Annotated in this window: 27 protein-coding genes; 7 read left to right on the forward strand and 20 right to left on the reverse strand. The window is 74.1% G+C overall.

Going from position 1 to position 26,406, the window contains the following annotated elements; translation table 11 throughout:
• Positions 1-9 precede the first annotated feature (9 nt).
• On the forward strand, positions 10-321 hold the full coding sequence (locus KG102_RS14820; protein WP_208288251.1) for a hypothetical protein: 312 nt from the start codon (positions 10-12) through the stop codon (positions 319-321).
• Here the strand turns inward: KG102_RS14820 and KG102_RS14825 are convergent.
• The 6 genes from KG102_RS14825 to KG102_RS14850 form a co-directional block, all read right to left on the reverse strand.
• The gene (locus KG102_RS14825) at positions 318-1,301 is read right to left on the reverse strand and encodes a GNAT family N-acetyltransferase (protein ID WP_208288250.1); all 984 of its coding nucleotides are present in this window, start codon (positions 1,299-1,301) and stop codon (positions 318-320) included. The two genes, KG102_RS14820 and KG102_RS14825, sit on opposite strands and share 4 nt — an antisense overlap.
• 4 nt (positions 1,302-1,305) lie before the next feature.
• Complete coding sequence (gene purQ, locus KG102_RS14830; protein WP_208288249.1) at positions 1,306-2,001, reverse strand: phosphoribosylformylglycinamidine synthase subunit PurQ; 696 nt, start codon at positions 1,999-2,001, stop codon at positions 1,306-1,308.
• Entirely contained in the window at positions 1,998-2,252 is a 255-nt protein-coding gene (purS, locus tag KG102_RS14835; protein WP_208212618.1) for a phosphoribosylformylglycinamidine synthase subunit PurS, read from the reverse strand. The genes purQ and purS overlap by 4 nt, the downstream gene beginning before the upstream one ends.
• A gap of 80 nt (positions 2,253-2,332) precedes the next feature.
• Positions 2,333-3,328, reverse strand: a complete 996-nt coding sequence (locus tag KG102_RS14840; protein ID WP_208288248.1) for a hypothetical protein — start codon at positions 3,326-3,328, stop codon at positions 2,333-2,335.
• Positions 3,325-4,419, reverse strand: a complete 1,095-nt coding sequence (locus tag KG102_RS14845; protein ID WP_208288247.1) for a hypothetical protein — start codon at positions 4,417-4,419, stop codon at positions 3,325-3,327. The genes KG102_RS14840 and KG102_RS14845 overlap by 4 nt, the downstream gene beginning before the upstream one ends.
• Positions 4,419-4,751, reverse strand: coding sequence for a PadR family transcriptional regulator (locus KG102_RS14850; RefSeq protein ID WP_243883888.1), 333 nt, complete (start codon positions 4,749-4,751; stop codon positions 4,419-4,421). The genes KG102_RS14845 and KG102_RS14850 overlap by 1 nt, the downstream gene beginning before the upstream one ends.
• Before the next feature lie 167 nt (positions 4,752-4,918).
• On the opposite strand from KG102_RS14850, the gene KG102_RS14855 reads away from it, so the two are divergent.
• Together KG102_RS14855 and KG102_RS14860 are read left to right on the forward strand one after the other, a co-directional pair.
• Positions 4,919-6,451 carry an HNH endonuclease signature motif containing protein gene (locus tag KG102_RS14855; protein WP_213362996.1) on the forward strand — a complete coding sequence of 511 codons (1,533 nt, stop codon included), beginning with the start codon at positions 4,919-4,921 and terminating at the stop codon, positions 6,449-6,451.
• Between the two features lie 139 nt (positions 6,452-6,590).
• Complete coding sequence (locus tag KG102_RS14860; protein ID WP_208288244.1) at positions 6,591-7,619, forward strand: DMT family transporter; 1,029 nt, start codon at positions 6,591-6,593, stop codon at positions 7,617-7,619.
• A gap of 7 nt (positions 7,620-7,626) precedes the next feature.
• On the opposite strand, the gene KG102_RS14865 is transcribed toward KG102_RS14860, so the two are convergent.
• Positions 7,627-8,661, reverse strand: a complete 1,035-nt coding sequence (locus tag KG102_RS14865; protein ID WP_208288243.1) for a zinc-dependent alcohol dehydrogenase family protein — start codon at positions 8,659-8,661, stop codon at positions 7,627-7,629.
• Positions 8,662-8,685: 24 nt separating this feature from the next.
• Complete coding sequence (locus KG102_RS14870; RefSeq protein ID WP_208288242.1) at positions 8,686-10,149, reverse strand: amidohydrolase; 1,464 nt, start codon at positions 10,147-10,149, stop codon at positions 8,686-8,688.
• Here KG102_RS14870 and KG102_RS14875 point away from each other — a divergent pair, their 5' ends adjacent.
• Positions 10,150-10,923 (forward strand): DNA/RNA non-specific endonuclease, encoded by a 774-nt coding sequence (locus KG102_RS14875; protein WP_208288241.1) that lies wholly within the window; start codon positions 10,150-10,152, stop codon positions 10,921-10,923. It begins immediately after the preceding gene.
• On the opposite strand, the gene KG102_RS14880 is transcribed toward KG102_RS14875, so the two are convergent.
• The 9 genes from KG102_RS14880 to KG102_RS14920 all read right to left on the reverse strand — a co-directional run bounded on the left by KG102_RS14880 (position 10,920) and on the right by KG102_RS14920 (position 20,106).
• On the reverse strand, positions 10,920-11,720 hold the full coding sequence (locus tag KG102_RS14880) for an ABC transporter ATP-binding protein (protein ID WP_208212710.1): 801 nt from the start codon (positions 11,718-11,720) through the stop codon (positions 10,920-10,922). The genes KG102_RS14875 and KG102_RS14880 overlap by 4 nt on opposite strands.
• Entirely contained in the window at positions 11,717-12,745 is a 1,029-nt protein-coding gene (locus tag KG102_RS14885; RefSeq protein WP_249667345.1) for a FecCD family ABC transporter permease, read from the reverse strand. The genes KG102_RS14880 and KG102_RS14885 overlap by 4 nt, the downstream gene beginning before the upstream one ends.
• On the reverse strand, positions 12,742-13,776 hold the full coding sequence (locus KG102_RS14890) for a FecCD family ABC transporter permease (protein WP_208288240.1): 1,035 nt from the start codon (positions 13,774-13,776) through the stop codon (positions 12,742-12,744). Before KG102_RS14890 ends, KG102_RS14885 begins: the two co-directional genes overlap by 4 nt.
• Before the next feature lie 16 nt (positions 13,777-13,792).
• A complete protein-coding gene (locus KG102_RS14895) occupies positions 13,793-14,815 on the reverse strand; it encodes an ABC transporter substrate-binding protein (RefSeq protein ID WP_249667346.1) in 1,023 nt (340 codons plus the stop codon).
• A 106-nt stretch (positions 14,816-14,921) separates the two neighbouring features.
• A complete protein-coding gene (locus tag KG102_RS14900) occupies positions 14,922-15,824 on the reverse strand; it encodes a phosphoribosylaminoimidazolesuccinocarboxamide synthase (RefSeq protein ID WP_208288238.1) in 903 nt (300 codons plus the stop codon).
• 18 nt (positions 15,825-15,842) lie between these two features.
• A complete protein-coding gene (locus KG102_RS14905; RefSeq protein ID WP_208212714.1) occupies positions 15,843-16,250 on the reverse strand; it encodes a hypothetical protein in 408 nt (135 codons plus the stop codon).
• Positions 16,247-17,527 carry a phosphoribosylamine--glycine ligase gene (purD, locus tag KG102_RS14910; protein WP_208212715.1) on the reverse strand — a complete coding sequence of 427 codons (1,281 nt, stop codon included), beginning with the start codon at positions 17,525-17,527 and terminating at the stop codon, positions 16,247-16,249. Before purD ends, KG102_RS14905 begins: the two co-directional genes overlap by 4 nt.
• A gap of 11 nt (positions 17,528-17,538) precedes the next feature.
• The gene (locus KG102_RS14915; RefSeq protein WP_208288237.1) at positions 17,539-19,407 is read right to left on the reverse strand and encodes a phosphoenolpyruvate carboxykinase (GTP); all 1,869 of its coding nucleotides are present in this window, start codon (positions 19,405-19,407) and stop codon (positions 17,539-17,541) included.
• A gap of 105 nt (positions 19,408-19,512) precedes the next feature.
• A complete protein-coding gene (locus KG102_RS14920; RefSeq protein WP_208288236.1) occupies positions 19,513-20,106 on the reverse strand; it encodes a winged helix-turn-helix domain-containing protein in 594 nt (197 codons plus the stop codon).
• Between the two features lie 66 nt (positions 20,107-20,172).
• Between KG102_RS14920 and KG102_RS14925 the strand changes: the two genes are divergently transcribed.
• Together KG102_RS14925 and KG102_RS14930 are read left to right on the forward strand one after the other, a co-directional pair.
• The gene (locus tag KG102_RS14925) at positions 20,173-21,447 is read left to right on the forward strand and encodes an MFS transporter (RefSeq protein ID WP_208288235.1); all 1,275 of its coding nucleotides are present in this window, start codon (positions 20,173-20,175) and stop codon (positions 21,445-21,447) included.
• Positions 21,448-21,451: 4 nt separating this feature from the next.
• The gene (locus tag KG102_RS14930) at positions 21,452-22,033 is read left to right on the forward strand and encodes a GNAT family N-acetyltransferase (RefSeq protein WP_249667347.1); all 582 of its coding nucleotides are present in this window, start codon (positions 21,452-21,454) and stop codon (positions 22,031-22,033) included.
• On the opposite strand, the gene KG102_RS14935 is transcribed toward KG102_RS14930, so the two are convergent.
• Positions 22,026-23,312, reverse strand: a complete 1,287-nt coding sequence (locus KG102_RS14935) for an adenylosuccinate synthase (protein WP_208213212.1) — start codon at positions 23,310-23,312, stop codon at positions 22,026-22,028. The genes KG102_RS14930 and KG102_RS14935 overlap by 8 nt on opposite strands.
• Before the next feature lie 115 nt (positions 23,313-23,427).
• The gene (locus KG102_RS14940; protein WP_208288234.1) at positions 23,428-23,856 is read right to left on the reverse strand and encodes a DUF3151 domain-containing protein; all 429 of its coding nucleotides are present in this window, start codon (positions 23,854-23,856) and stop codon (positions 23,428-23,430) included.
• A 99-nt stretch (positions 23,857-23,955) separates the two neighbouring features.
• On the opposite strand from KG102_RS14940, the gene KG102_RS14945 reads away from it, so the two are divergent.
• Positions 23,956-24,327: an STAS domain-containing protein gene (locus KG102_RS14945; RefSeq protein ID WP_208212720.1), complete on the forward strand. Its 372-nt coding sequence runs from the start codon at positions 23,956-23,958 to the stop codon at positions 24,325-24,327.
• Here the strand turns inward: KG102_RS14945 and KG102_RS14950 are convergent.
• Positions 24,324-26,321, reverse strand: a complete 1,998-nt coding sequence (locus tag KG102_RS14950) for a SpoIIE family protein phosphatase (protein WP_249667348.1) — start codon at positions 26,319-26,321, stop codon at positions 24,324-24,326. The two genes, KG102_RS14945 and KG102_RS14950, sit on opposite strands and share 4 nt — an antisense overlap.
• Between the last annotated feature and the right edge of the window lie 85 nt (positions 26,322-26,406).

Below are 26,406 nucleotides of genomic sequence, written 5' to 3' on the forward strand. Positions count from 1 at the left end.
GCTCGGGTGATGGCGGACTCGGACTACGAGGCGATGGCGGACGACCTGGTGGCCCGCGGCGCCACGCGTGCGCAGATGATGGGCCGGCCGATCCTCAAGGTGGGCTCGACGATGTTCGCGGGGCACGTCGGCGGCGACCGGCTGGTGGTCAGGCTCGGCCGGGACACCGACGCGTTCGCCGAGGCGCTCGCGCTGCCCGGCGCGACGGTGTGGGAGCCGGGCGACAGCGGCCGGCAGTTCAAGGACTGGGTCGCGCTGCCCGCGGCGCTCGAGGACGAGTGGATGCGGTTCGCCGAGCTCGCTCGGCTGCGGGCGACCTAGAGGTCCTTGGCCATCCACAGCGACAGGAAGTCGCCGGTGGGGTCGAAGAACGGGACGACCGGGCGGTAGCCGGCGGACAGGTAGAGCGAGACCGCCTCCGGCTGGCGGATGCCGGTCTGCAGCACCACGCTCGTCAGGCCGTGCGCGCGGGCGTCGTCCTCGACGGCGGCGAGCAGGGCGCGGGCAGCACCGGAGCCTCGGGCGTCGTCGTCGACCCAGACCTTCTTCAGCTCGCCGGAGCCGGCGGGGTAGCCGTCGCGGGCCGCGCGCAGGGTCGCGCAGCCGACGGGCCGGCCGTCCAGCCAGGCGATGACGGTGGACAGGGCGCCGACGCCCTGTTGCGGGTCGTCGGCCGCGAAGCCCCCCGGCGTGCGGGCGACGAGCTCGGGGTAGCGCACCTCGATGTCGTGCCACATCGCCAGCCGCAGCGCCGTGGCGACGGGGTCGTCCCAGTGCGTCCGGGTGAGCGTGACCGTCGGGCGCTCGCCCGTGCGCGGCGGCCGCTGCGTCGTGCCGCCCAGGTCCTTGGCGAAGCAGCGGGACTCGGCCTCGGCCGCGTACTGGCCGAAGTTCGGGATCGAGCGGTACCCCTCGCTCAGGTAGAGCCCGATCGCCGACGCCTGGAGCACACCGGTCTCCAGGACGAGCCGGCGGAAGCCCTTCTGCTCCGCGAGCCGCTCCAGCTCGCGCAGCACCGCGCGGGAGTGGCCCCGCCCGCGGTGGGCCGGCAGCACGTACATCCGCTTCAGCTCACCGACGCCCTCGCCGAGCTCGTCGGACGCGTCGCGGATCGCGCCGCACGCCACGGCCTCGCCGTCGGCCCGCAGCAGCAGCATCGCGACGATGGTCTCGCCGGTCATCGCGTGGCCGATGTCGTCGTCGCCGTACAGGTCGCGCAGCTCGGCCTGCTGCGCGGTACGCAGGCGCGCCGCGTCCGGGTCGTCCCAGCCGACGAGCTCGATCGTGGTCGTCGTCGTCAAGGCGTCAGCCGACGAGCGCGGTGAGGACCGACGTGAAGAACCGCAGTCCGTCGGTGCCCGTGCGGGGACCGTTCGCGCCGTCCGGGCCGAAGCCCGCCTCGACCGCGTGCTCCGGGTGCGGCATCAGGCCGACGACGTTGCCCGCCGCGTTCGAGACGCCGGCGATGCCGCGGCGGGACCCGTTCGGGTTCCAGCCCTCGTACCGGAAGACCACGCGGCCCTCGCCCTCGAGCTCGTCGAGCGTGAGCTCGTCGGCGACGTACTGCCCGTCCTGGTTCTTCAGCGGGATCGTGATCTTCTCGCCGACCGTGTAGTCGCGGGTCCAGGCGGTGTCGACGTTGTCGACCGACAGCACCTGCTCACGGCACACGAAGTGCAGGTGGTCGTTCTTGATCATCGAGCCCGGCAGCAGGTGGGCCTCCGTGAGCACCTGGAAGCCGTTGCAGATGCCCAGCACCGGCAGCCCTTTGTGCGCGGCGTCGACGATCTCGCCCATCACCGGCGCGAACCTGCTGATGGCGCCGGCGCGCAGGTAGTCGCCGTAGGAGAAGCCGCCGGGCAGGACCACCGCGTCGACGCCGTGCAGGTCGGCGTCGCCGTGCCAGAGGCTGACGGCCTCGCCACCCGCCAGGCGGATCGCACGGGCGGCGTCGCGGTCGTCGAGCGTGCCGGGGAAGGTGACGACACCGATCCGCGTCATGCCTGGACGTCCTCGTAGACCGCGACCACGTCCTCGATCACGGGGTTGGACAGCACGTGCTCGCCGGCCGCGCGGGCCGCGGCGAGGATCTCCTCGGTCACCGGCCCGTCGACCTCGAGCTCGAACCGCTTGCCCTGACGGACGGACGCGAACTGGCCGAACCCGAGGCGCGGCAGGGCGCCGGCGACGGCCTTGCCCTGCGGGTCGAGGATCTCGGGCTTCGGCATGACATCGACGACGACTCGTCCCACGAAAGGGCTCCAGGTGTTCGCGCGGCGCTGGGGGGTCGCGGCGATTCTAGCGAGTGCTCCGCGCGGTCCCGCGCCCATGTTCAGTCGGTGGAGACCAGCGCCGGGACGAGGCCCTCACGGAAGGTGTCGACGGGCGGAGGTCCCCCGGTCACGGCGATGGTCAGCACGTCGACGAGCGCGAGGTCGTCGGGGCCGGATCGCGCTGCGTGCCAGGTCACCACCATCCCCGGGAGTACGGCCAGGGCCGCCACGGAGAGGACGTCCGGACGCCCCAGCCAGGACGTGCCGACGGACGCCACCGCCACCCCCGCGGCCGTGAGCACGACATGCCGCACGGTCGGGCCGACCAGGCGTCGGGCGGGCTGCGGAGGTCGGCCGGCGACCACCCTGCGCAGACGGAGCCGTGCGAGCACCGCGAGCAGGGCGCCGGTCAGGAGCGCGACGCCGAGCACGGCCGGCGGGGCGTGGGGGGCAGTCACCACCCCGGCGACGGCGAGCCCGAGCGTCAGCATCCCCGTGCTGCGCCGCGCGGTCAGCCGGTCGCGCATGATCCAGCCGAACATCAGCGAGTCGGCGGTGAGCTCCTCCTCCTCGTCAGGGACGAGGTGCTTGCGCGCGTGCTTGCGGCGCCAGCGAGGTCCGTGCAGGGCCATGCCGAGCACCGCCACCAGCAGGAAGACTGCGACGAGGTCCCACGGCACGGCGACCTCGTCGGCGCCGAGTGCCTGGACCACCAGGACCAGACCGACGCCCCACAGGGCCGCGAGGGCGGCCCGGAGGGAGAAGAGTGCGCCTTCGACGTCGTCGCGGACCCACCCGCGGTACCGCGCGGGCAGGCGTCGATCGGCGATCCGGTACGCCAGGAGCGCAGGCAGCGGCGGTCGCGTGCGCGCCCTGGTGCGCCACCCCGCGAGCACGAGCCCTGTGGCGGTCCGCGCATCCAGGCGCGTCGCACCGGGATCGGCCAGGTCGGCCAGCACGGCGGTGACCTCGTCGGCCCGCTGCGAGCGCCAGCGCCGCGGGTAGGCGCGGAGCCAGCACTGGACGGAGCGCTCGAAGCGGGGGTCGACGCTCATCGCGCCTCCTGGACCAGTGCCGGCACCAGCTCGGTGTCGTAGCGGTCGACCTCGACCGGTCGGCCCGTCCACGCGACGTGCCGCAGGTCGACGAAGGCGGTGTCGGGCGTCGCACGGGCCCACAGGACGACGGCGGACGGGAGCAGGACCAGGCACGCGGGCGCGGCGACCGCCGAGAGCGACAGGACCCACGCCCCGGTCGCCTCGGCGAGTGCCTCGGTGGCGATGAGGCCGGTCCACAGCGCGATGGCGACGCCGGCGCGGGGCGGCAGGCCGACCAGGTGGCGGGCGGGCTGGCCGGGCCTGTCCGGGAGCCGGCGGGCCAGGCGGCGCGCGACGGCGGCGGCGAGGATGACGCCGGCCAGGAGAGCGCCGGCGAGTACGGCAACCAGGAGCGTCGAGCTCTCCCGATCCTCGGCCACGAGCTCGAAGCACTGCCCCTGTCCCGGGCAGGGCACCACGCCCGTCCGACTGGGCGCGACGACTGCGGCCGCGGACCACGCCAGGGCACCGGCGGCCAGCAGGAGGACGAGAACGCGCGAGCCCGGCTCCGCGGCGATCCGCACGCGCGACGTCCGCACCCAGACGAACTCGCCCAGCGTCCGCGGCCCGCCCGGAGCGGGCCGTGCGTGGTGCTGCAACCTCCTGCGCTCCCCCGCGTCCGAACGGACGCTCAGGCTCATCGCCACGGCCATGACGCCGAATACCGTCCACATCGACAAGAACCCGCGCGGGTCCTGGGTGACCGCGGTGCTGTAGAGCGGCAGGAGAAGCAGCCACGCCCGGCCCATCAGGTTGCGGCGCACGTTTCCCGGCGAGCAGATGTCCCGCCGGACCCACTCGCGGTACTGGGCCGGGACGCGCAGGTCGAACAGCCGGTACGGAAGGTAGTACCGCAGGGGCGGAGTCTGCCGGCAGCGGGCCGCGATCCCGCCACGAAGCAGGCCCAGCGCCGTGCGGGCGTCCAGCCGACGGGCGCCGTCCGGTGCGAGGTCCAGCAGCAGTGCCGTGACCTCCGCACCGCGCTGCTCGCGCCAGGCCGGCGGGTACGCCCGCAGCCAGAAGGCGGCGGACCGTTCGAGACCGCGCATCAGGCGGGTCCGAGCGCTGCGCGCGGCGGCCGGGCGGCGAGCACACGCCTGGCCAGGGAGGCGAGGTCGGTCAGTCGGGCGGTCTCTGCGGCAAGGGCCGCCCGGCCGTCGGGGGTGAGGCGGTAGTAGCGGCGCAGCCGGCCGTCGACGACGAGCTCCCCGGACGCCTCGATGTAACCCGCCTCGACCAGGCGGTCGAGGATGCCGTAGAGCGTGCCCGCGCCGAGCCGGACGCGGCCGTCCGACATCGCCTTGACCGCCTGGACGACGCCGTAGCCGTGGCGGGGCTCCTCCGCGAGCGACAGCAGGACGAAGTACGCCTGCTCGCTCATCCCGAATGCCACTGCCGATATATATCGGCTGGCGACCTATCCGGGCAAGGGTCCCATCGATCTCACGTCCGAGGTCGACGTGCCTGGGCGGGCCAGCCTGTGCACAACCGGAACGCATGTCGGCCGTCGCTCGTACACTTGTTCGATACGACGCGGAGGTGGAACGGATGACGACGGTTCTCGAGCAGGTGCTCGACACGGCATCCCGCCCTGCCTCGCGCGATGCCCGCGACGCAGCGGTGCCGGCATGGCGCGACTCGGGCTGGCGGTCCCGCCCGGCTCGCTCGGACCTCCCCACCACGGTGCCCGATGACGTGCCGGGCGTCCGTGACGCGGTCGGTTCCCAGGACGTCGGCGTGGCGGGCCTGGCTGATCGTCCCGAGCGGTCGGTCGCTGGCGGGGATGTGGGCGTGCTGGCCACGATGCTGGGGTCGGTTCCTGTCGCGGACCTGTCGGACGTGGCGCTGGTCAACGCGGTCGCTGCCTGGGGGCAGGTGATCGCGATGGCGCAGGCGGCGCAGGCGGAGGTGGTTCGCGAGATCGAGGCTCGCACGGTCGATGCTCTGGCACGGGTTCCCGACGAGCTCGCGTGCGCGCTGGTGTGCACCCGCAGGGCCGCGCAGGACCTGTTCCTGCGCGCCTGGGGCGCCGGGCAGCATCCCGCTGTGGCCGACGCGTGGGCGGCCGGCGCCATCGACGCGCGCAAGGTCGACGTGATCCTGGCCGAGGCGGCTCAGGTCGAGGCGGGTGCCGTGCGCGCGGTGGTCGCGGACGCCGTCGAGCAGGCGGTCGAGCTCACCGCTGCCCAGCTGACCCGTCACCTGCGGGCGAGCGTCATCGGCAGCGACCCGGCCGCGGCGGAGAGGCGGCGGGTCACCGAGCGCGAGCGGCGCGGGGTGTTCCTGGACCTGGCCCCCGACGCGATGGCCCGCCTGATCGCCTACCTGCCCGCCGCCGAGGCCACCGCGGCGTTCACCGTGATCGACGCCCTGGCCGGGCACGGCGCCCCGGACGGTGACCCTCGCACGATCGACCAACGCCGCGCCGACGCGTTCGCCGACGTGTTCACCACGATCCTGGACCGCCAGGCCACGCTGGACGGCACCCCGCTGCCGCGCAAGCGTGGCCGCCGCGTGTCCATCCAAGTCACCGTCGCCGCATCGACCCTGGCCGGGGTCGACGAGCTGCCGGCCACGTTGGGGTCGTACGGCCCGATCCCGGCCCAGGTCGCCCGCGAGCTCGCCCAGGACGCCACCTGGCGCCGCGTCCTCACCGATCCCGCCGGACAGGTCTGCGCCGTGGGCACCACCGCCTACCGGCCCGGAGCGGACCTGACCCGCACCGTCATCGCCCGCGACGTCACCTGCACCTTCCCCGGCTGCCGCCAACCCGCCACCCGTTGCGAGCTCGACCACCGCATCCCCTACGACCACGCCCACTCCCAGGCCCGACGCGAGCACGACGCTGACCCGCAGACCTGCTTGGAGAACCTGCACGCGCTGTGCAAGCACCACCACCAGGCCAAGACCACGGGCTGGTGGCAGGTCACCTGGGACAAGAACACCGGCATCTCCACCTGGACCGACCGGCACGGCCTGACCTACGCCCGCCACCCCATCCCCGTACACACCACCCCCACCGCCCCCATCCACCGACCCCCACCACCCCCACCACCCGACCCCGGCGACCCACCCTTCTGACGGTCGGCTGCCCGAGTGCCGAATGCCATGGCATCCATCCACGACCCCGCAGTCGACGCAGCCCAGCCCGTCGCCGCAGCCCCGCCGCCCACCGAGTAAGCGCTCGGTCCGTGTCGGTAGTGGCGGGCATGATGCGCGCATGACTCCTCCCGGCTCGTCGACGCGCGGCTGGATCGGTTCGTACCTGCTGCTCGCGGTGCTGTGGGGGTGCAGCTTCCTGTTCATCGCGACGGCGTTGCAGTCGTTCGCGCCGACGCAGGTGGCGTTCGGTCGCATCGTGGTCGGGTTCGTGCTGCTCGCCGCGATCCTGCTGGTCCGGCGCGAGCGGGTCCGGGTGGAGCGGGCCCGGCTCGGTGACTTCGTGATCGTCGGCACGGTGATGACGGCGATCCCCTTCGTGCTGTTCGCGCTCGCGGAGCAGCGGGTGACGTCGGTCCTCGCGGGACTGGTGAACGCCACGACGCCCCTGTTCACCGCCGTGTTCGTCGCCCTCCTGCTCCCCAGCGAGCGGCCGGACCGCGTGCAGGTGGGCGGGCTGCTGATCGGCTTCGGCGGCATCGCGGTGCTGCTGGGCATCTGGAACTCGGGTGCCATCGACCTGGTGGGCGGGCTCATGCTGCTGGGTGCGACGTTCTGCTACGGCCTCGGCAACGCGTGGAGCCGCCGCCGGCTCACCGACACCGGCCTGACGAACGTGGCGCTGCCTGCCATCCAGCTCGCCGTGGGTGCGGTGGTCATCCTGCCTTTCGCCGTGTCGACCCCCCTGACCGGCGAGCTGGCCCCGGCGCCGGCGCTGGCACTGCTCGCGCTCGGGCTCGGCGGCACCGGGCTGGCGTACGTCCTGTTCTGGCGGGTCCTGGCGATCGCGGGCGCGACCGTCACGGCAAGCGTCACGTACGTGATCCCGCTGGTCTCGACGACGCTCGGCGTCGTCGTGCTCCACGAGGGCCTGCACTGGTACGAGCCTGTGGGCGGTGCGATCGTCCTGGCGGGCGTCGGGCTCACGCAGTGGGGCGCCGCCCGACGCCGGGCGGCGGACGCGGTGCGGGCAGCGGACGCTGCGAGCACCGAGCACGGCCCGACCCCGGTGCTGGCGTCCGGGGTCGACGACGCACCGGTCCCCGCACCGCCGGCCCGCGAGCCGACGACGGAGACGCACCGAGGATAGGGCGGCGTCAGAGGACGACGACCGTCATCCCCGGGCCGCTCGACCCATCGCCCAGTGTCGCGAGCGCGGCAGGGGCCTCGTCGAGCCCGATGGTCCGGCCCACCAGGCGCGACGGGTCGAGCTCGCCGGACGCGATGCGGGCCAGCATCGCCGGGTACTCGTGGGCGGCCATGCCGTGGCTCCCGTACACCTCGAGCTCCCACGCGATGACCCTGCCCATGGGGAGCGGCGGTGAGGTGTCGTCCCCGAGCAGCAGGCCGACCTGCACGTGCCGACCGCGGCGACGCAGCGACAGCACAGAGGCGGTCGCGGTGGCCCGGCTGCCCAGGGCGTCGAGCGACACCGCGGCGCCCCCGCCGGTCAGCTCGTGGACCCGCGCGGCGACGTCGCCGGACCCGTCGAGCACCGCGGTCGCCCCCATCGCGAGCGCCGCGTCCCGCGCGGCCAGGGAGACGTCGACCGCGACCACCCGCGCACCGGCGGCGACGGCGACCATCACCGCCGACAGGCCGACGCCGCCGCAGCCGTGCACCGCCACCCATTCGCCCGCGGCGGCCCGACCGTGCACGGTGACCGCCCGGTAGGCGGTGGCGAACCGGCAGCCCAGGCCCGCGGCGGTGACGGGTGACATGCCGGGCGGCAGCCGCACCAGGTTCACGTCGGCGTGGTGGATCGCGACGCGCTCGGCGAAGGACCCGTCGTCGGTGAACCCCGGCTGGCGCTGGCGCTCGCACACCTGCTGCTCCCCCGCGACGCAGGCGGAGCACGTGCCGCAGGCGCACACGAACGGCACGGTGACCGCGTCGCCCACGGCCCAGGACCGCACGAGGGGCCCCACCTCGGTGACGACGCCCGCCAGCTCGTGACCCGGGACGTGCGGCAGGTGGATGTCGTCGTCGTGCCCCTGCCAGCCGTGCCAGTCCGAGCGGCAGACGCCGGTGGCCGTGACCCGCAGGACCACCCCGTCGTCGGGACACGTCGGCGCGGGGACGTCCTGGACGGTCGGGAGGACGCCGAACGAGGAGATCACCACGGCACGCATGGCGCCCATCCTGGCGGACCGGCCTCAGAAGGTGCGATGCGTCCACCCGCCCGCGACCAGGGTGCCCGCCACGGGCATCCCACGCAGCGGGGCGGTCAGCGGGTCGGCGTCGAGCACGACGAGGTCCGCGGGCCCGTCGACGGTCACGCCGAGCCCGCGGCCGTCGACGGAGGACTCGAGCGCGACCCGGCGGTCGAGCGCCTGCTCGGGGTGCCACGGCTCGCGGCCGTCGCGGGACCGGGTGACCGCGGCGTCGGCGGCGACCCAGGGATCGAGCGGTGCCACGGGCGCGTCCGACCCGAGGGCCAGCCGCACGCCGGCCCGGTGCAGCGCGTCGAACGCGAAGGCGCGCTCCGTGCGTCCGGCCCAGTACTGGTCGGCGACGTCCCGGTCGTCCATCGCGTGCTCGGGCTGCACGCTCGCCACCACCCCGAGCTCCGCGAACCGTTCCACGTCGTCCCAGGTCACCAGCTGCGCGTGCTCGACCGACCCGGTCGCGCCGGACGAGGCGAAGGCGTCGAGGGCCAGGGCGTTCGCGGCGTCCCCGATCGCGTGGACCGCGCAGCGCAGGCCGTGCCGGGTGGCGTGCGCCATCAGGGGCACCAGCCGGGAGGGCGGCACGGTGAGCATGCCGCAGGCGCCGGCACCGGACACGCCGGCGTACGGCTCGTGGCAGTAGGCCGTCCTGGTGTTGAGCGATCCGTCGGTGATCACCTTCAGCGGACCCTGCTCGACCAGGGAGCCGGGGCCGCCCAGGCTGTCGCCCGTGTGCAGGTCCTCGCGCAGCACGCGGTCGAGGAAGTCCTCCCACACCCCGGCGCGCACGCGCAGCCGCGCCGGCGCCTGGGCGGTCCGCCGTCGCCACACCGCCAGGTTGTCGGCGATCTCGAGGTCCACCACACCGACCACGCCTCGCGCGGCGGCGGCGGCGCAGGCGTCGTCGACCAGCGCGTCCGCGATCGCGTCCGGCACCTGGTCGACCGCACCCTGCAGCGGCATCCACTCGGACTCGCGCAGCAGCCCCGTGGGGTGGTCGCCCACCCCGAGGAACCGCAGGCCCGCCGTCGAGGCCCAGGCGCAGTGCAGGTCGGCGGAGACGAGGACGACCGGCACGTCGCCCAGCGCGGCGTCCAGCAGTGCCGCGGTCGGGACGTCGGGCCAGAGCCCGTCGCGGAACCCGAAGCCGACGAGCGCGGTCCCGGCCGTCGGCGGCGGTGCGGCGGCGACGAGCGCGACGGCGTGCGCGGCGGACGTGGCCGCGGAGACGTCGAGCCGGCGCCGCGCGAGCGCCCACTGGGTCAGGTGGACGTGCGCGTCCCACAGGCCCGGCATCACCCAGCGGCCGTCGAGCGCCACCTGCGTGACGCGGTACGGGACACCGTCCGCGAGCCCGGGGCCCACGGCGGAGACCCGCCCGTCGCGCACCAGGATGTCGACAGGGGCGACGCCGTCGACCAGCCTGGCCTCGCGCAGCAGTACGGTCCGCATGTGAGCACCGTAGAGGCCGGGTACGACCCGGCGTTCCTCGGCCCGCCGGTCCCGCTGCCGGTGCCGGCACAGACCGTCCGCGAGCTGCCGTCGACGCACTTCACCGTGCTGCTCGACCCCGAACGCCGCCTCGCCGCGGCGACCGCCGTGAACATCGACGGCGCGCAGCTCGTGGACCTGGAGCGCGGCGACGACTGGCACCTGGACGACCGTGTCCCGGCCTCGGAGCAGGCCGGACCGGAGCTCTACGCGGCCAACGACCTCGACCGCGGGCACCTGGTGCGTCGTCGGGACCCGGTCTGGGGCGACCTCGCCGTCGCGCGGCGGGCCAACTTCGAGACGTTCGCGTACCCCAACGCCGCCCCGCAGGCCTCCGCGTTCAACCAGGGCGAGCTGCTCTGGGTCGGCCTCGAGGACCACGTGCTGGAGTACGCGCGGACGCTGGGCAACCGGCTCTCCGTGTTCACCGGGCCGGTGCTGGCCGACGACGACCCGCTCTACCGTGGCGTACGGATCCCGCGGATGTTCTGGAAGGTCGCCGCCTGGGCCTCGGGGGACGCGCTGCGGGCGACCGGGTTCGTCCTCGACCAGTCGGCCCTGGTCGCGGGGCTCCAGGCCGCCGACGAGGTCCCCGCGCTGGGCCCGTTCCGCACGTTCCAGGTACCGGTCGCGGACGTGGAGGAGCTCACCGGGCTGGACCTCGGCCCGCTGCGTGCCGCGGACGTGCTGGACCGCTGGGTTCCGCTGGCCAGCGTGCGGGACGTCCTTCTCTAGTGCCGGACGTGCGCGTCCCTGCGGGCGGGCACGACCATCGGCGTCCCGGTCTCGGGGTCCGGCACCACCCGACAGGTGAGCCCGAACACGTCCCGGACGCGGTCCTCGGTCACCACGTCGGCCGGGGGCCCCTGCGCGACGACCACGCCGTCCTTCATCGCGATCAGGTGGGTTGCGTACCGGGCGGCCTGGTTGAGGTCGTGCAGCACCGCGACCAGCGTGCGGCCCTCCTCGTGCAGCCGGGCGCACAGGTCCATGACCTCGAACTGGTGGGCGATGTCGAGGAACGTCGTCGGCTCGTCGAGCAGCAGCAGGTCGGTCTGCTGCGCCAGGGCCATGGCCAGCCAGACCCGCTGCCGCTGACCGCCGGACAGGTCGGACACATACCGGTCGCGCAGGTCCGCGACCTCGGTGGCGTCGAGAGCGTCCGCGACGGCGCGGGCGTCGGCGGCGGACCACTGCCGCAGCAGCCCCTGGTGCGGGTACCGTCCCCGCGCCACGAGATCGCCGACGGTGATGGACTCCGGCGCGATCGGGCTCTGCGGCAGGAGCGCGAGCCGCCGGGCCACGTCCTTGCTCTTCATCGAGGCGATGGGGGTGCCTTCCAGCAGCACCCGGCCCGCGCGCGGCTTGAGGGTGCGGCCGAGCGCGCGCAGCAGCGTCGACTTGCCGCAGCCGTTGGGTCCGATGATCACCGTGAAGGACGCCCGCGGGATCTGCACCGACAGGTCCCGGGCGACGACGAGCTGGTCGTAGGCCAGGGTGAGCCCCTCGGCCTGCAGCGGTGAACCGTTCACGCGGGACTCCTCCTCCACTCGCGGACCAGCAGGAACGCGAGGTAGATGCCGCCGAGCGCGGCGGTGACCACTCCCACGGGGTAGACGATGCCGGGGACTGCGTACTGCGCGACCAGGTCCGCGACGACGAGCACCGCGGCGCCGCAGCAGGCGGCGGCGACCATCCCCGGTCCGGTCGAGCGGGTCAGCCGGCGCGCGATCTGTGGCGCGGTGAGCGCCACGAAGGCGATCGGGCCGCTCACGGTCACGGCGGCGGCGGTCAGCAGCACGCCGACGACGACGGCCCATGTGCGGACGCGGTCCGCGTGCACGCCGACGGCGACCGCGACCTCGTCGCCCATCTCGACCAGCTGCAGCGGCCGGGTGAGCGCGAGCGCCGCGGGGAGCAGCACCGCGAGCGCCACGACGATCAGGAGCACCTCCGACCACGACCGCGCCGCCAGGCTGCCGTTGAGGTAGGCGGCGATGACCTGCGCGTCCTCCCGGGTGGCGCGCGCGAGCGCGAGCTGCACGAACGCGAGCGACATCGCACCGACGGCGATGCCGACGACGACCATGCGCAACGGCGCGCGGAAGCCCGCCCCCGAGCCGAGGTAGACCGCGCCGATGGCGATCCCGGCGCCGATCAGCGCACCCACCGGGACCGGCAGCGTGCCCGGCCAGACGAGCCCCGCCGCCGCGGCCCCCGCGGCTGCCCCCGCGCCCAGCCCGATGACGTCCGGACTGCCGAGGGGGTTGCGGGTGACCGACTGGAACATCGCCCCCGAGACGGCGAAGGCCGCCCCTGCGGCGGCGCCCACGAGCAGGCGCGGCAGGCGGTTGGTCCACAGGACCCAGTCCTGCGCCCGGGACCCGTTCCCGGCGACGACCGCCGGCAGCTCGGCGAGGGGGATGCCCAGCCGCCCGACGGTGAGCGTGACCAGCATGGCGCCGAGCGTGAGCGCGACCGCGGCCACGCAGACCACGACCGGGCGTCGGTGCCAGCGCACGACGACGCCGGGCCCGAGCGTCAGCACGGAGGTCACAGGCCCACCCGCCCCTGGCGCACGGCGAGGATGAGGAACGGCGCACCGACGAACGCCGTGACGGCGCCGACCGGGAGCTCACCGGGGCGCGCCACGACCCGGCCGAGGACGTCGGCCACCAGCAGCAGCACCGGGCCGAGCACGAGGCAGTAGGGCAGGAGCCAGCGGTGGTCGGCACCCGTGAACGAGCGCACGACGTGCGGGACGGCCAGGCCCACGAACGCGACCGGTCCGACGGCGGCCACGGCCGCGGCGCACAGCAGGGTCGCCCCGGCGGCACCGAGCAGGCGGGTCCGGCCGGCACGCAGCCCGAGCGAGACCGCGGCCTCGTCCCCGAGCGCCAGCGCGTTCAGCGGCCGGGCGAGGACCAGGCACAGCAGGAGGCCCACGACGACGAACGGCAGCACGGCGTCGACGGTCGACTCGGGCCGGCCCGCGAGCGACCCGACCACCCAGAACCGGTAGGTGTCGAACACGGTGGGGTTGGCCAGGGTGATGGCCTCGACGACCGCCACGAGGACCGCGGAGACGGCCGCGCCGGCGAGCACGAGCCGCACGGGCGTCGCCCGTCGCCCGCCGGAGCCGATGAGGTACACGGCGAAGGCGGCCACCAGGGCACCCGGCACCGCCGCCCACACGGAGCGCCCGGCGGCACCGCCGAGCACGGCGGCCGTGGCGACCAGCGACGCCGACGCCCCCGCGTTGACGCCCAGCAGGCCGGGATCACCCAGGGGGTTGCGGGTCAGCCCCTGGATCACGACCCCCGCGACGGCGAGCGCCGCCCCGACGAGCAGCCCGAGCTGGGTGCGCGGGATCCGCGACGCGACGACCGTCGAGACGTAGGACCCGTCGGGCTGCCGCCAGGCGGACCAGACCTCGCCGAGGGGGACCGGCTTGGCGCCGACGGCGATGCTCAGGCCGACCACGAGCGTCAGCAGCGCGACCGCACCGACGAGCCCCAGGCCGAGCGCGAGCGCGCGCGAGCCCCGCACCCGGGTGGTGTGCGGGGCTCGCGCGACGGCGACGCTCATGGACGGATCAGGCGTCTCAGCCCTGGACGTTCTGGGCGCCGGCCGTGATGAGCGGCAGGTACTCGTCGAGGGCCCACGGGACGCTCAGCGGGGTGGCCACGGAGACGGCCATGCCGAGCTTCGGGTCGAGCATCGGGACGTAGGCGCCGGACGCGAACGCGGGGATCTGGGCCCACAGCGGCTGCGCCTCGGTGGCGGCCTGCTCGTCCGCGTCGTTGAACCACGTGAACAGGAGCTGCGCGTCGTTCAGCTGGTCCGCGTTCTCCAGGCCGAGGGTCGCGACGAACGTCCCGGGCGAGGACGTCAGCGTCGACACCGACGGCGCCAGCTCCAGGCCGAGGCCCGTGAGCAGCTCGACCCGCGGGTCGCCGGGCAGGTACACCGACAGGGCACCCGGCTGGTCACCACCGAAGACGTAGGCGAAGGTCAGCCCCGCCAGCTCGGGGTTGGCGGCGGCGGCGTCGTCGATCGCGGCCTGGCGCTCGGCGAGCAGCAGCTCGGCCTTCTCGGGCACGCCCAGCGCCTCGGCCGCGAGGTTCACCTGGTCCTCGAGCGAGGTCTGCCACGGCTCACCGGGGTAGGCCACGACCGGGACGAAGGCGGCGAGCTGGTCGTACGTCGCCTGGTCGATCCCGGACTGCGGGGCGAGCACCAGGTCCGGCTCGAGCGCGACGACCGCGTCGACGTCGAGCTCGGGGTACATCGCGATGGTCTCGGGCAGCTCGTCGCCTGCGGCCTCGACGGCCTCCCGGAACCACGGCTGGTACCCCTCGGCGTCGCCGCCCCAGGTGTCCGACTCGATGCCGACCGGCGTCGTGCCCAGCGAGAACGCGATGTCGGCGGCGCCCCAGCCGAGCGCCACGACGCGCTCGGGCCTGGCGGGGATCTCCGCGGTGCCGAGAGCCGTCTCGATCGACACGGGGAAGGCGTCGGACGCCGCCGAGGTGTCGGCCGAGGGCTCCGTCGCGGTGTCGTCGGACGAGTCACCGCAGGCGGCGAGGGTGAGTGCGACTGCTGCGGCGGCTGCCACGGCTGTCACGCGACGGGCGATGCGCACGGTGGTGCTCCCATTCGGTCAGGGTGGAATGAGGCAAGCCTAACCTCTCCTCTCCGACGAGAAGCACGCCCCGAAGGGGCGACGCACGTCACACCGACAGGGTCGTCCCGGTGAGCCGCTCGTACGCGTCGAGATAGCGGTCGCGGGTGCGCGCCACGACGTCCGCGGGCAGGGACGGCGGGGTCGCGTCACCGGCCCGGTCCCACCCGGACGCCGGTGAGGTCAGCCAGTCGCGGAGCACCTGCTTGTCGACGCTCGGCTGGGCGCGTCCGGGCCGCCACTCGTCCGCCGGCCAGAACCGGGAGGAGTCCGGCGTCAGCACCTCGTCACCCAGGGTGATCGCCCCGGTCGCGGGGTCGGTGCCGAACTCGAGCTTGGTGTCCGCCAGGATCACGCCGCGCTCGCGCGCGATCGCCTCCGCGCGGCCGTAGACCGCGAGCGTGAGCGACCGCAGGGCCTCCGCGGTGTCGGCCCCGACCAGGGCGACCACCGAGTCGAACGGCACGTTCTCGTCGTGCGCCCCGAGCTCGGCCTTGGTCGCGGGGGTGAAGATCGGCTCGGGCAGCCGGGACCCGTCGACGAGCCCCGCCGGCAGGGCGATCCCGGTGACCGACCCGGACACCCGGTACTCGGCCAGGCCGGACCCGGTGAGGTAGCCGCGCGCGACGCACTCGACCGGGAACATCTCCAGCCGACGGCAGACCATCGCGCGACCGGCGACAGCGGCCGGGACTTCGGTCGACACCACGTGGTTGGGCACCAGGTCCGCCAGCTGCTCGAACCACCACAGGCTCAGCTGCGTGAGGACGACGCCCTTGCCGGGGATGCCCGGGGACAGCACGTGGTCGTAGGCCGACACCCGGTCGCTCGCGACGACGAGGACGACGTCACCGAGCCCGGCAGTCGACGCCGAGCCGTCCGGGACGTAGAGGTCGCGGACCTTTCCGGAGTAGGTGTGGGTCCAGCCCTCGAGCGGCGCGGCGGCAGTCACGGCCCCTAGTGTGCCGGGTCAGACGAGGTCGTCTCCACCGTCGAGCCCGTCGGGGACGGGCAGCCCGACCAGCCGGACGAGCCGCTGCACCGTCTCCTCGACGAACGTGTCCTCGGGCTCGTCGACGTGCTCCTCGGCCAGCAGCCGCCGCACGTGCTTGGCCTCCACGTCGACCGCACCGACCAGCAGCGCCCACTCGGCGAAGGCCTCGGCCTCGGCATCGAGGTCCACGGGGTCGCTCTCGGTCGGGTCGTCGAAGAAGTCCCGCGGCTGGAAGCCGAGGTAGAACCGACCTCGGCCCTCCGGCGCCGGGCGGTAGTCGACGGTGGCGATGTCGCCGTCCTGGACCTCGATGGCCAGGCTCGGGGTGACCGCGACGTCGCCGCCCCAGGTGCCGTCGCCGTACACGAACGTCGTGGTGCTCATCGCGCGATGTCCGATCGGTGGTGGGAGAACGGCAGCTCGATCTGCGCGACGCCCGCGTAGGCCGCGGCCCTGGCGGCGGCCAGGTCCGAGCCGACGCCGACGACCGACAGCACGCGGCCGCCCGCGGAGACGAGGTGCGCACCGTCGATCGCGTCGTCGTCGTCCCCTGCCGCGTTCAGCCGCAGCGCGGTGCCGGCGTGCAGGACGTGCACCCCGGGGAGCGCCTCGGCGTCCTCGATGCCGGTGATCGGGTCCCCCGAGCGGACGGCCCCCGGGTAGCCGCCGGACGCGACGACGACCGTGACGGCCGCGTCGTCGCGCCACTGCAGCGGCGGCAGCGAGCCGAGCGTGCCGGTCGCGCTCGCCAGCAGCACGCCCGCGAGCGGGGTGGCCAGCCGCGCGAGGACGACCTGCGTCTCGGGGTCGCCGAACCGGGCGTTGAACTCGACGACCTTCAGGCCGCCCGACGTGAGGGCGAGGCCGACGTACAGGACTCCCGCGAACGGCGTGCCGCGGCGGGCCATCTCCGCGATCGTCGGCCGCGCGACGCGCTCGACCACCTCGTCGACGAGGTCCGCGGGCGCCCACGGCAGCGGCGAGTACGCGCCCATGCCGCCGGTGTTCGGTCCCGCGTCGCCGTCGAGCGCGCGCTTGAAGTCCTGCGCGGGCACCAGCGGGACGACGTCCACGCCGTCCGACAGCACGAACAGGGAGATCTCGGGTCCGTCGAGGTAGTCCTCGATGACGACGCGCCCGTCGGGCTTGGCCAGGCACGCCCGCGCGTGGGCCAGCGCCTCGGTCCGGTCATCGGTGACGACGACGCCCTTGCCGGCGGCCAGACCGTCGTCCTTGACCACGTAGGGGGCACCGAACGCATCGAGTCCGGCGGCGGCCTCCTCGATCGTCGTCGCCACGCGCGGCTCGGCGGTCGGGACGCCCGCGGCGGCCATGACCTCCTTGGCGAACGCCTTCGAGCCCTCGAGCCGGGCGCCCGCCGCGGACGGACCGAAGGCGGGGATCCCCGCGGCGCGCACGGCGTCGGCGACACCGGCCACCAGCGGCGCCTCGGGGCCGACGACCACGAGGTCGGCGTCCAGGGCCGTGGCCAGCGCGGCGACCGCGGCACCGTCCAGCGGGTCGACCGCGTGCAACGTGGCCAGCCCTCCGATGCCGGGGTTGCCCGGCGCCGCGTGCAGGGCCGTCACCGCGGGGTCGAGGGACAGTGCGCGCACCAGGGCGTGCTCACGAGCGCCGGTGCCGACGACGAGGATCTTCACGGCTCGGGAGCCTACCGGGCGGCCTCCGCGGCCTGCAGACGGGTCCGGAGGGCGTCGAGCTGGTCGACCATCGCCAGCGGAAGCCGGTCGCCGAACTGCGCGAAGAACTCCTCGGTCAGGTCGCACTCGGCGAGCCACGCGGCGGGGTCGACCGCCAGCAGCTCGTCTCTCGCCGCGGGCGGCAGGTCCAGCCCGTCGAGGTCCAGCTCGCCCTCGGCGGGCAGGAGGCCGATCGGCGACTCGACGCCGGGCAGGGACCCGTCGAGCCGCTGCAGCGCCCAGGCCAGCACGCGGGCGTTCTCCCCGAACCCGGGCCACAGGTACGACCCGTCGGCACTCTTGCGGAACCAGTTGACGCCGAAGACCGCGGGCAGCGGGACGCCACGGGCGGCGAGCTGCGCACCGAGCCGGAGCCAGTGGCCCCAGTGGTCGGCCATGTTGTAGCCGCAGAAGGGGAGCATCGCGAACGGGTCGCGACGCAGGGTGCCGACGGGGCCCTCGGCGGCGGCCGTCTGCTCGGAGGCGATCGTCGCGCCGAGGAATACGCCGTGCGCCCAGTCCCTCGCCTGCACCACGAGCGGCACGTTCGTGGCCCGCCGCCCGCCGAACCAGATGGCGTCGATGGGCACACCCTCGGGCGAGTCCCACGCGTCGGCGATGGTGGGGCACTGGTCCGCGGCCACGGTGAACCGGCTGTTCGGGTGGGCCGCCGGCGTGCCCGACGTCGGCGTCCAGTCGTTGCCCTGCCAGTCGGTCAGGTGGTCGGGCGGCGTCTCGGTCAGCCCTTCCCACCACACGTCACCGTCGTCGGTGAGCGCGACGTTGGTGAAGATGACGTCGTGGGCGAGCATCTCGATCGCGGCGGGGTTGGTGCGGACGCCGGTGCCGGGTGCGACGCCGAAGAAGCCCGCCTCCGGGTTGATCGCACGCAGCCGTCCGTCGGTGCCCGGGCCGCCGGGGCGCAGCCAGGCGATGTCGTCACCGATCGTCTCGACCGTCCAGCCCGGGATCGCCGGCCGCAGCATCGCGAGGTTGGTCTTCCCGCACGCCGACGGGAACGCGGCGGCGACGTGCGACACGACGCCCGTCGGCGAGGTGACGCGCAGGACGAGCATGTGCTCGGCCAGCCAGCCCTCGTCGCGCGCCATGACCGACGCGATCCGCAGCGCGAAGCACTTCTTGCCGAGCAGGGCGTTGCCGCCGTAGCCCGAGCCGTACGACCAGATCTCGCGGGTCTCCGGGAAGTGCACGATGTACTTCGTCGGGTTGCACGGCCACGGGACGTCGGCCTGCCCGTCCTGCAGGGGCGCGCCGACCGAGTGGACCGCGGGTACGAAGTCGCCGTCGGCGCCCAGCAGCTCGAGCACCGGCGTGCCCACCCGCGTCATCACCCGCATGCTGACCACCACGTACGGCGAGTCGGTGACCTGTACTCCCAGCTGCGAGATCGGCCCCCCGAGCGGGCCCATCGAGAACGGGACCACGTACATGGTCCGGCCCCGCATCGACCCGGCGAAGACGTCCGCCAGCTCCGTGCGCATGGTGCGCGGCTCGCGCCAGTGGTTGGTGGGACCGGCGTCGTCCGGGTCCGCCGAGCAGATGAACGTCCGGTCCTCGACCCGCGCCACGTCGGACGGGTCGGACCGCGCCAGGTAGGAGCCGGGCCGCAGCTCCTCGTCGAGCCGCAGCAGGGTGCCGGCCTCGACCATGCCCTCGACCAGCGCGTCAGCCTGCTGCGCCGAGCCGTCGACCCAGACGATGTCGTCGGGCTCGGTGAGCGCGGCCACCTCCCGCACCCATGCCAGCAGCGCGCGGTGCGGACCGCGGTCGGACGGGTAGGTGGACGGGTAGCGCAGGGGGTCCAGCTGGGCGAGCGTCATCACGACCTCCGGGAAGGAACCTGTTCCTTCCACCGTGGCCCTCATCGCGCCCGCATTCCATCACCCGGGACCGGAAAGATCCTGGATTCTTGTCATCCCCGCAACTCAGGCGCCATCCAGGGGCAGGGGCAGGGCGTCGAAGTAGATGCGGACGCGTCGACGGCCCTCGGTGTCGCCGGCGGCCTTGCGCTCCTTGGCCCGCCTGACGGCCCCGTCGATGATCGCCTGGACCCCGTGCACCACCTCGCGCATCTCGTCGAGAGTGAGGTCGGCGGTGGACCTGTCGTTCAGCGACGCCTCCTCCCACTGCGGGGTGTCGCCCTCCGCCATCCACCGGCCGAGCACCTGGGCACGCTCGGCGACCACGCCCTGGAGCAGCGCGCTGGCAGCCTCGGCGGTCCGGGGGTCGCGGAGCATGTCCCCGCCGTCGACGCTGTACCCGACCGCACGCCACCACCGGTCCCGTCCGCGCTGGTGGGCGGGGTCGTCCTCGACGAAGCCGTGCTTCTCCAGCTGGCGCAGGTGGTAGCTGGTCTGGCCGCTGCTCTCCCCCAGGTGCCGGGCGAGCTGGCTGGCGGTCGCCGACCCGTGCTCGGCCAGGTAGTCGTACATGGCCATGCGCAGGGGGTGTGCCAGCGCCTTCAGCTCCTCCGGCCCGATCGCGCGGGCCCGGAACGACAGGGGGTTGCTCTCGGACATTCGCAGAGATACCTTTGCAGAGTTGTCTTTGCAGAGTTTCCTCTTTGATCCTACCCGGGAGTGCCCATGCGCGAGCAGGCCGCCACGCGCGAACCGCTCGGCCGCCGGTTCACCGCGCACCTGACGGCGACGGGCCTCGCCAACCTCGGGGACGGCATCGTGCAGATGGGCGTCCCGCTGTACGCGCTGACGCTCACGCGCTCGCCCAGCCAGATCGCCCTGCTCACCGCCGCGGCGTGGCTCCCCTGGCTGGTGCTCGGGTTGGCCGCCGGGGTGGTCGTCGACCGGCGCGACCGCAAGTACACCCAGGTGGTCGGCCTCGCCGCCCGCGCGCTCCTGCTCGGCGCAGCCGTCTGGCTGGTCACCACGGGGCAGATGACGATGGTCGCGCTCACCGTGATCGTGCTCCTGTACGGGGTCACCGACGTCTTCGTCGACCTCGCCGGCTCCGCGCTCGTGCCGGACCTCGTGCCCCGCTCCCGCCTCGAGGCCGCGAACGGCCGCACGCTCGCCGCGCAGCAGGTCATGGCCACGTTCGTCGGCGGACCCGTCGCCGGCGCGATGCTCGCGCTCGGTACGGGCTGGGTGTTCGGCGTGCCGGCCGGTCTCGGCGTGCTCGCCCTCCTGCTCATCGCGACCCGGATCCCGGGCAGCTACCGGCACGCGGCGGCACAGAAGCGCTCGGCGACCAGCGAGATCCGCGAGGGCGTCGGCTTCCTGGTCCACCACCCCGTGCTCCGCCCTCTCCTGGTGGCCAGCAGCGTGATGAACATGGCCAGCACCGGCTACTTCGCGGTGTTCGTGCTCTGGATGGTCGGCCCCGGGTCCCGCGTCGGCCTCGAGCCCGAGCACTACCCGCTGCTCACCGCGGTCCTGGCGGTCGGCGCGGTGGTGGGCTCGATCGCCGCCGAGCCGCTGGGGCGCCGCATCCCCGAGGTGCGGCTGCTGCTGGGCTGCTGGCTCATCGACGCCCTGCTCATGGCGGTCCCGGTCCTGGTGCCCACCGTGCCCGCCATCGCGGTGTCGATGTTCTTCCTGGGGTTCCTCAACACCAACGGCAACGTGATCTCGCAGTCGATGCGCCAGCGGATGGTCGCACCGGGGATGCTCGGTCGCGTGGGCGGTGCCAGCCGGACCCTCGGCTACGGGCTCATGCCGCTCGGCGCGCTGCTCGGCGGCCTCGTGGCGGAGCAGTGGGGCCTGGCCGCGGTCTTCCTCGGCGCGACAGCCGTGTGCGTCGTGGCGGCCGGCTACCCGATCGCGGTGGTCCGCCAGCGCATGCTCGCCGAGCTCGAGCTCCCCGCCCCCGCGCCCGCGCCGAGCCCCGCGTCGGCATACTGACCGCGTGCCCCGGCTGACCCCGCCCGCGATCACCCCCGGAACCCTGCGCGACCTGGACCAGCCGGTGCTGCGCGCCGACGGGGTGGTGCTGCGCCCGTGGCAGGCCGACGACGCCGCCACGGTGGCCACCGCCTACGACGACCCGGGCATCCGGCGCTGGCACGACCGCGCCATGAGCGCGGACGAGGCGGACGCGTGGGTGGCCTCGTGGGCCGGCCGGTGGCGCGACGAGACCGGCGGCGGCTGGGCGATCACGACGGCCGAGGAGGTCGTGGGCCAGATCAGCCTCCGGTCGCTCGACCACGGCGACGGCCGCTCCGACGTCTCCTACTGGGTCCTGCCGGGGGCGCGCGGTCGCGGGGTCGCGACGACCGCGCTGCGCACCGTGGGCACCTGGGCGTTCGGCGTGCTCGGGCTGCACCGGATCGAGGTCGACCACTCGGTCGACAACCCGGCGTCGTGCGCGGTCGCCACCCGCGCCGGCTATCGCCTCGAGGGCACCAAGCGGGGCGACGCCCTGCACGCGGACGGCTGGCACGACATGCACCTGCACGCCCGCGTGGCGGGGGACACCGAGGTCAGCTGAGCAGCTCGTGCCGGACGATCGTGGCCTCGCGGCCGGGGCCGACACCGACCGACGAGATGCGCACGCCCGAGATCTCCTCGAGGCGCAGCAGGTACCGCTGCGCCGCGGCCGGCAGGTCGTCGAACTCCCGGGCCCCGGAGATGTCCTCGGTCCAGCCGTCCAGGTACTCGTAGACCGGCGTCGCGTGGTGGAAGTCCGACTGGTCGTACGGCATCTCGTCGAACCGGCGGCCCTTGACGTCGTACGCCACGGCGACGGGGATCTTGTCCCGGCCGGTGAGCACGTCGAGCTTGGTGACCACCAGGTCGGTGAGGCCGTTGACACGGCTGGCGTACCGGACCACGACGGCGTCGTACCAGCCGGTGCGGCGCGGGCGGCCGGTCGTGGTGCCGAACTCGCCACCGGTCTGACGCAGCCACTCGCCGTCGTCGTCGAGGAGCTCGGTGGGGAACGGGCCCTCGCCGACGCGCGTGGTGTACGCCTTGGCGACGGCGACGACGCGGTCGATCCTCGTCGGCCCGACCCCGGAGCCGGTGCAGGCGCCGCCGGCGGTGGCCGACGAGGACGTGACGAACGGGTAGGTGCCGTGGTCGACGTCGAGCATCGTGGCCTGGCCGGCCTCGAACACGAGCGTCTTGCCCTGGTCGAGGGCCGTGTTCAGCAGCAGCGGCGTGTCCGCGACCATCGGGTGCAGGCGCTCGGCGTGCCGCAGCAGGTCCTCGACCGTCTCGTCGACCGTGATGGCCCGGCGGTTGTAGACCTTCACCAGCAGGTGGTTCTTCTGGTCGAGGGCGCCCTCGACCTTCTCGCGCAGGATCTTCTCGTCGAACAGGTCCTGGACGCGGATGCCGACGCGGTTGATCTTGTCGGCGTAGGCGGGGCCGATGCCGCGGCCGGTGGTGCCGATCCGTCGCTTGCCCAGGAACCGCTCGGTGACCTTGTCGAGCGTGCGGTTGTAGGGCGCGATCACGTGCGCGGCCGAGGAGACCTTGAGGGCGGAGGTGTCCACGCCGCGCGCCTCGAGCGCGTCGATCTCCTCGAACAGCACCTCGATGTCCACCACGACACCGTTGCCGATGACCGGGACGACACCGGGCGACAGGATCCCGGAGGGCAGCAGGTGCAGGGCGTACTTCTCCCCGCCCACGACGACCGTGTGGCCCGCGTTGTTGCCGCCGTTGAACTTCACGACGTAGTCGGTCCGCGAGCCGAGCTGGTCGGTCGCCTTGCCCTTGCCCTCATCGCCCCACTGAGCACCGAGCACCACGACGGCCGGCATCGAGATCACCACTCCCACTCTGCCTACGGTGCGGACCCGTGTACCGGGGCCGAGCACCGGGCGGCAGCGACCCAGTACCTCCGAGAGGGTACCGGATCGTCAAGAAAGGGTCATGTCAGCGCAGGTCGGCGACCTCTTCGGCCGACGTGCCGCTGTCCACGAGGAACGTCTGGCAGCGCTGCACCTCCTCGGTCTCCCCGATCGCCTCGGCGGCCTCGGCGAGTGCGAGCAGGGCCCGCAGGAAGCCCTGGTTGGGGCCGTGGTCGGCCGGGATGGGTCCCCGGCCGTGCCACCCGGCGCGGCGCAACGCGTCCAGACCGCGGTGGTAGCCCGTGCGTGCGTACGCGTACGCCGCCACCGGGTCACCCTCCTCGGAGAGCGCGTGCTCCGCGAGGAGCGCCCACAGCAGGGACGAGGCCGGTGCAGCCGGCACGGCCTCGCGCGGCGACGATCCGCTGCTGAGCGCGTCGCGCGCGTCGGCCTCGGGGCCGTCGGTGGGCAGCAGGGTCGGGGCGGGGCCGTCCAGGAGGTTCTCGTGGCTCATGGGCCCAGTGTGCACGGCGCAGGATGCGCGGCTACAGTCGTGGCGCCGACCTGGACCGATGTTCGGTGCGCACCGCCCCCCATCCAGACAGGGTGCTCCATGATCGAGATCTCCACGTCGTCCACGACGACGACCCTGACGATCGCGGGCGACCTGGACCTGGCTGAGCGGGACCAGTTCCCGGAGATCGCCGCGCGCGTCGTGGGCCTGCGCCGCCAGCTCGTGGTCATCGACATGTGCCAGGTCACCTTCATGGACTCGACCGGTGCCGCGTTCCTCATCTCGCTGGCCGACTCCGGCCGCAAGCGCGGCGGCGCCACGGTGCTGCGTGGCGCGGACCCGCGGGACCTGTTCGTCATCGAGATCTGCGGCGCGCTCGACCTGTTCCGGATCGACACGGAGCACCGCTGCGAGACGGACGTCGGCCCGTCGGACTTCCGCCGCCCCGACGGCGCCCCGGCTCCCGCCTAGCGTCCGCTGGGCGGCAGCGACCCCGGTCGCACCTTCGCCCACACGAGCTTGCCGCCCCGGGACTGCCGCCAGCCCCAGTCCGCGAGCCGCTCGACGATCTGCATGCCGAAACCACCCACCCGGCCGGGGTGGCCGTCCGTGGTGACCGGCGGCGCGGGGTTGCCGTCCTCGACCTCGATGCGCAGGCCGTCGCCCGTGTCGTAGAGCTGCAGCGAGACGTGGCCGAAGCCGTGCAGGACGGCGTTCGCCACCAGCTCGGAGACCACGAGCTCCGCGTTCGCGGCGTCCTCGATCCCCCACGCGTGGCAGGTCCGCAGCACCGCGTGTCGTGCCCGCCCGATGGAGGCTGCCTCGCTCGGCAGGGACCACCGCCGGCGGCGCGGGCTGCGCGCCCGCTCCACCTGGTCCAGCGGTGACGGCACGCGCACGACCACCACGGCGACGTCGTCCTCCGGGTGGTCCGCGAGCCGGGACAACAGCTCCTCACCGACTCCCGCGGCGTCCCGGGCGGTGACGGCGGCGGCGACCGCGCACAGGGCGTCCAGGCCGTCGCGCAGGCCACGGTCCCGCCGCTCGATCAAGCCGTCGGTGTAGTAGACGAGCACGTCGCCCGGCTGCAGGTCGATCGCGCCCGTGGCCCGGGGGCCGCCGCCGAAGCCGATCAGCGGGCCGCCCGCCGCGTCGAGCTGGGTGACGGCGCCGGCCCGGACCAGCAGCACCGGCAGGTGCCCGGCCCGCGAGTACTCCAGCCGCCAGGCGTCGTCACGGCGCGTCAGGGTGGACAGGACCAGCCCGGCGGGACGCGGTACGCGCATGCCCGCGATCAGCTGGTCCACGCGCTCCAGGACGGGTCCCGGGGTGGTCAGGTCGAAGATGTACGAGCGGACCACCGAGCGCAGCTGACCCATCGACGCCGCGGCCTCGACGTCGTGGCCGACGACGTCACCGATCACCACGCCCACCACGTCCGGGCTGACCTGCAGGACGTCGTACCAGTCCCCGCCGACCTGGGCGTTGTCCGAGTTGGGTGCGTAGTAGGTCCACACGTCGAGCCCGTCGACCTCGGCCTGCTCGGGGAGCATCGCGCGCTGCAGCGCCTCGGCCAGCCGGTGCTCGCGGTCGTAGAGACGCGCGTTGTCGATCACCATGCCGACGCGGCGGGCGGTGAGCTCGAGCACGGTGCGCACGGACGGCTCCAGCGCGTGCAGCCCGGCGCCCTCCGGTCCCTGGACGGCGAGGACACCCAGCACCCGGCGCCGACCGGGCAGGGGGAACACCAGCACGCGCTGACCCTCGGCGACGCCCGGCACGGCCGCGGCGTGGTGCGTCAGCCAGGCAGACGCACTCCCGCCGCCGTAGGACCCGGTCAGGTCGAGCTCCACGGGTCGGTCGAGCTCGGCGTCCAGCAGCTGCTGGACCGCGTCGTGCCCCGGGACACCGGCTCCCCGGACGTCGCCGTGCCGCGTGCCCTTGCCGGTCGGGGGGTGCCCACCGTCGATCCCGTCGGCCACCCGCAGGCCACCGTCGTTGAGGTAGAAGGCCGCCCAGCTCACCACGGACCGCCGCAGCAGCGCCGCGATCTCCCGCAGGGCGTGCGGGTCGTCGACGTCCATGAGCAGGTCCGACACCTGGGCGATGAGGTTCAGGCTGCGCCGCTCGCGCCGCTCCGACTCCACGGCAGCCGCCCCGTCCTGGTGCGAGCCCGCCGCGCCGGGATCCTGCAGGGCGGCCACCCAGTGCGTGACCGCACCGTCCGTGCCCGCGCGCACCGGCGACAGGTACGCCCGGAACGTGACGCTCGTCCCGTCGGCGAGGGGAAGCTCGACGGACTGCACGACGTCCTGCCGGGCGGGTGACAGACCGGTGTCGGCAAAGATCTCGCGATAGCGGTCCCGCGCGCCGTCGAGGCCGTACCCTGTGACGTTCTGGAAGGCGTCGTTCACCCACACGACGGGCAGGTCCGACGCCGTCGCATCCAGGAGGGCGATCGGCACGGAAGTCGCCCCGAGAGCACGGTCACGGATCTCGGCGAGCTGCGGTTCGGCTGAGCCGGGAGCGTGAGAGTTGACCGCCACCACC

Origin of the sequence: Cellulomonas fengjieae, assembly GCF_018388465.1 — a bacterium.
Taxonomy (GTDB): Bacteria; Actinomycetota; Actinomycetes; order Actinomycetales; family Cellulomonadaceae; genus Cellulomonas; species Cellulomonas fengjieae.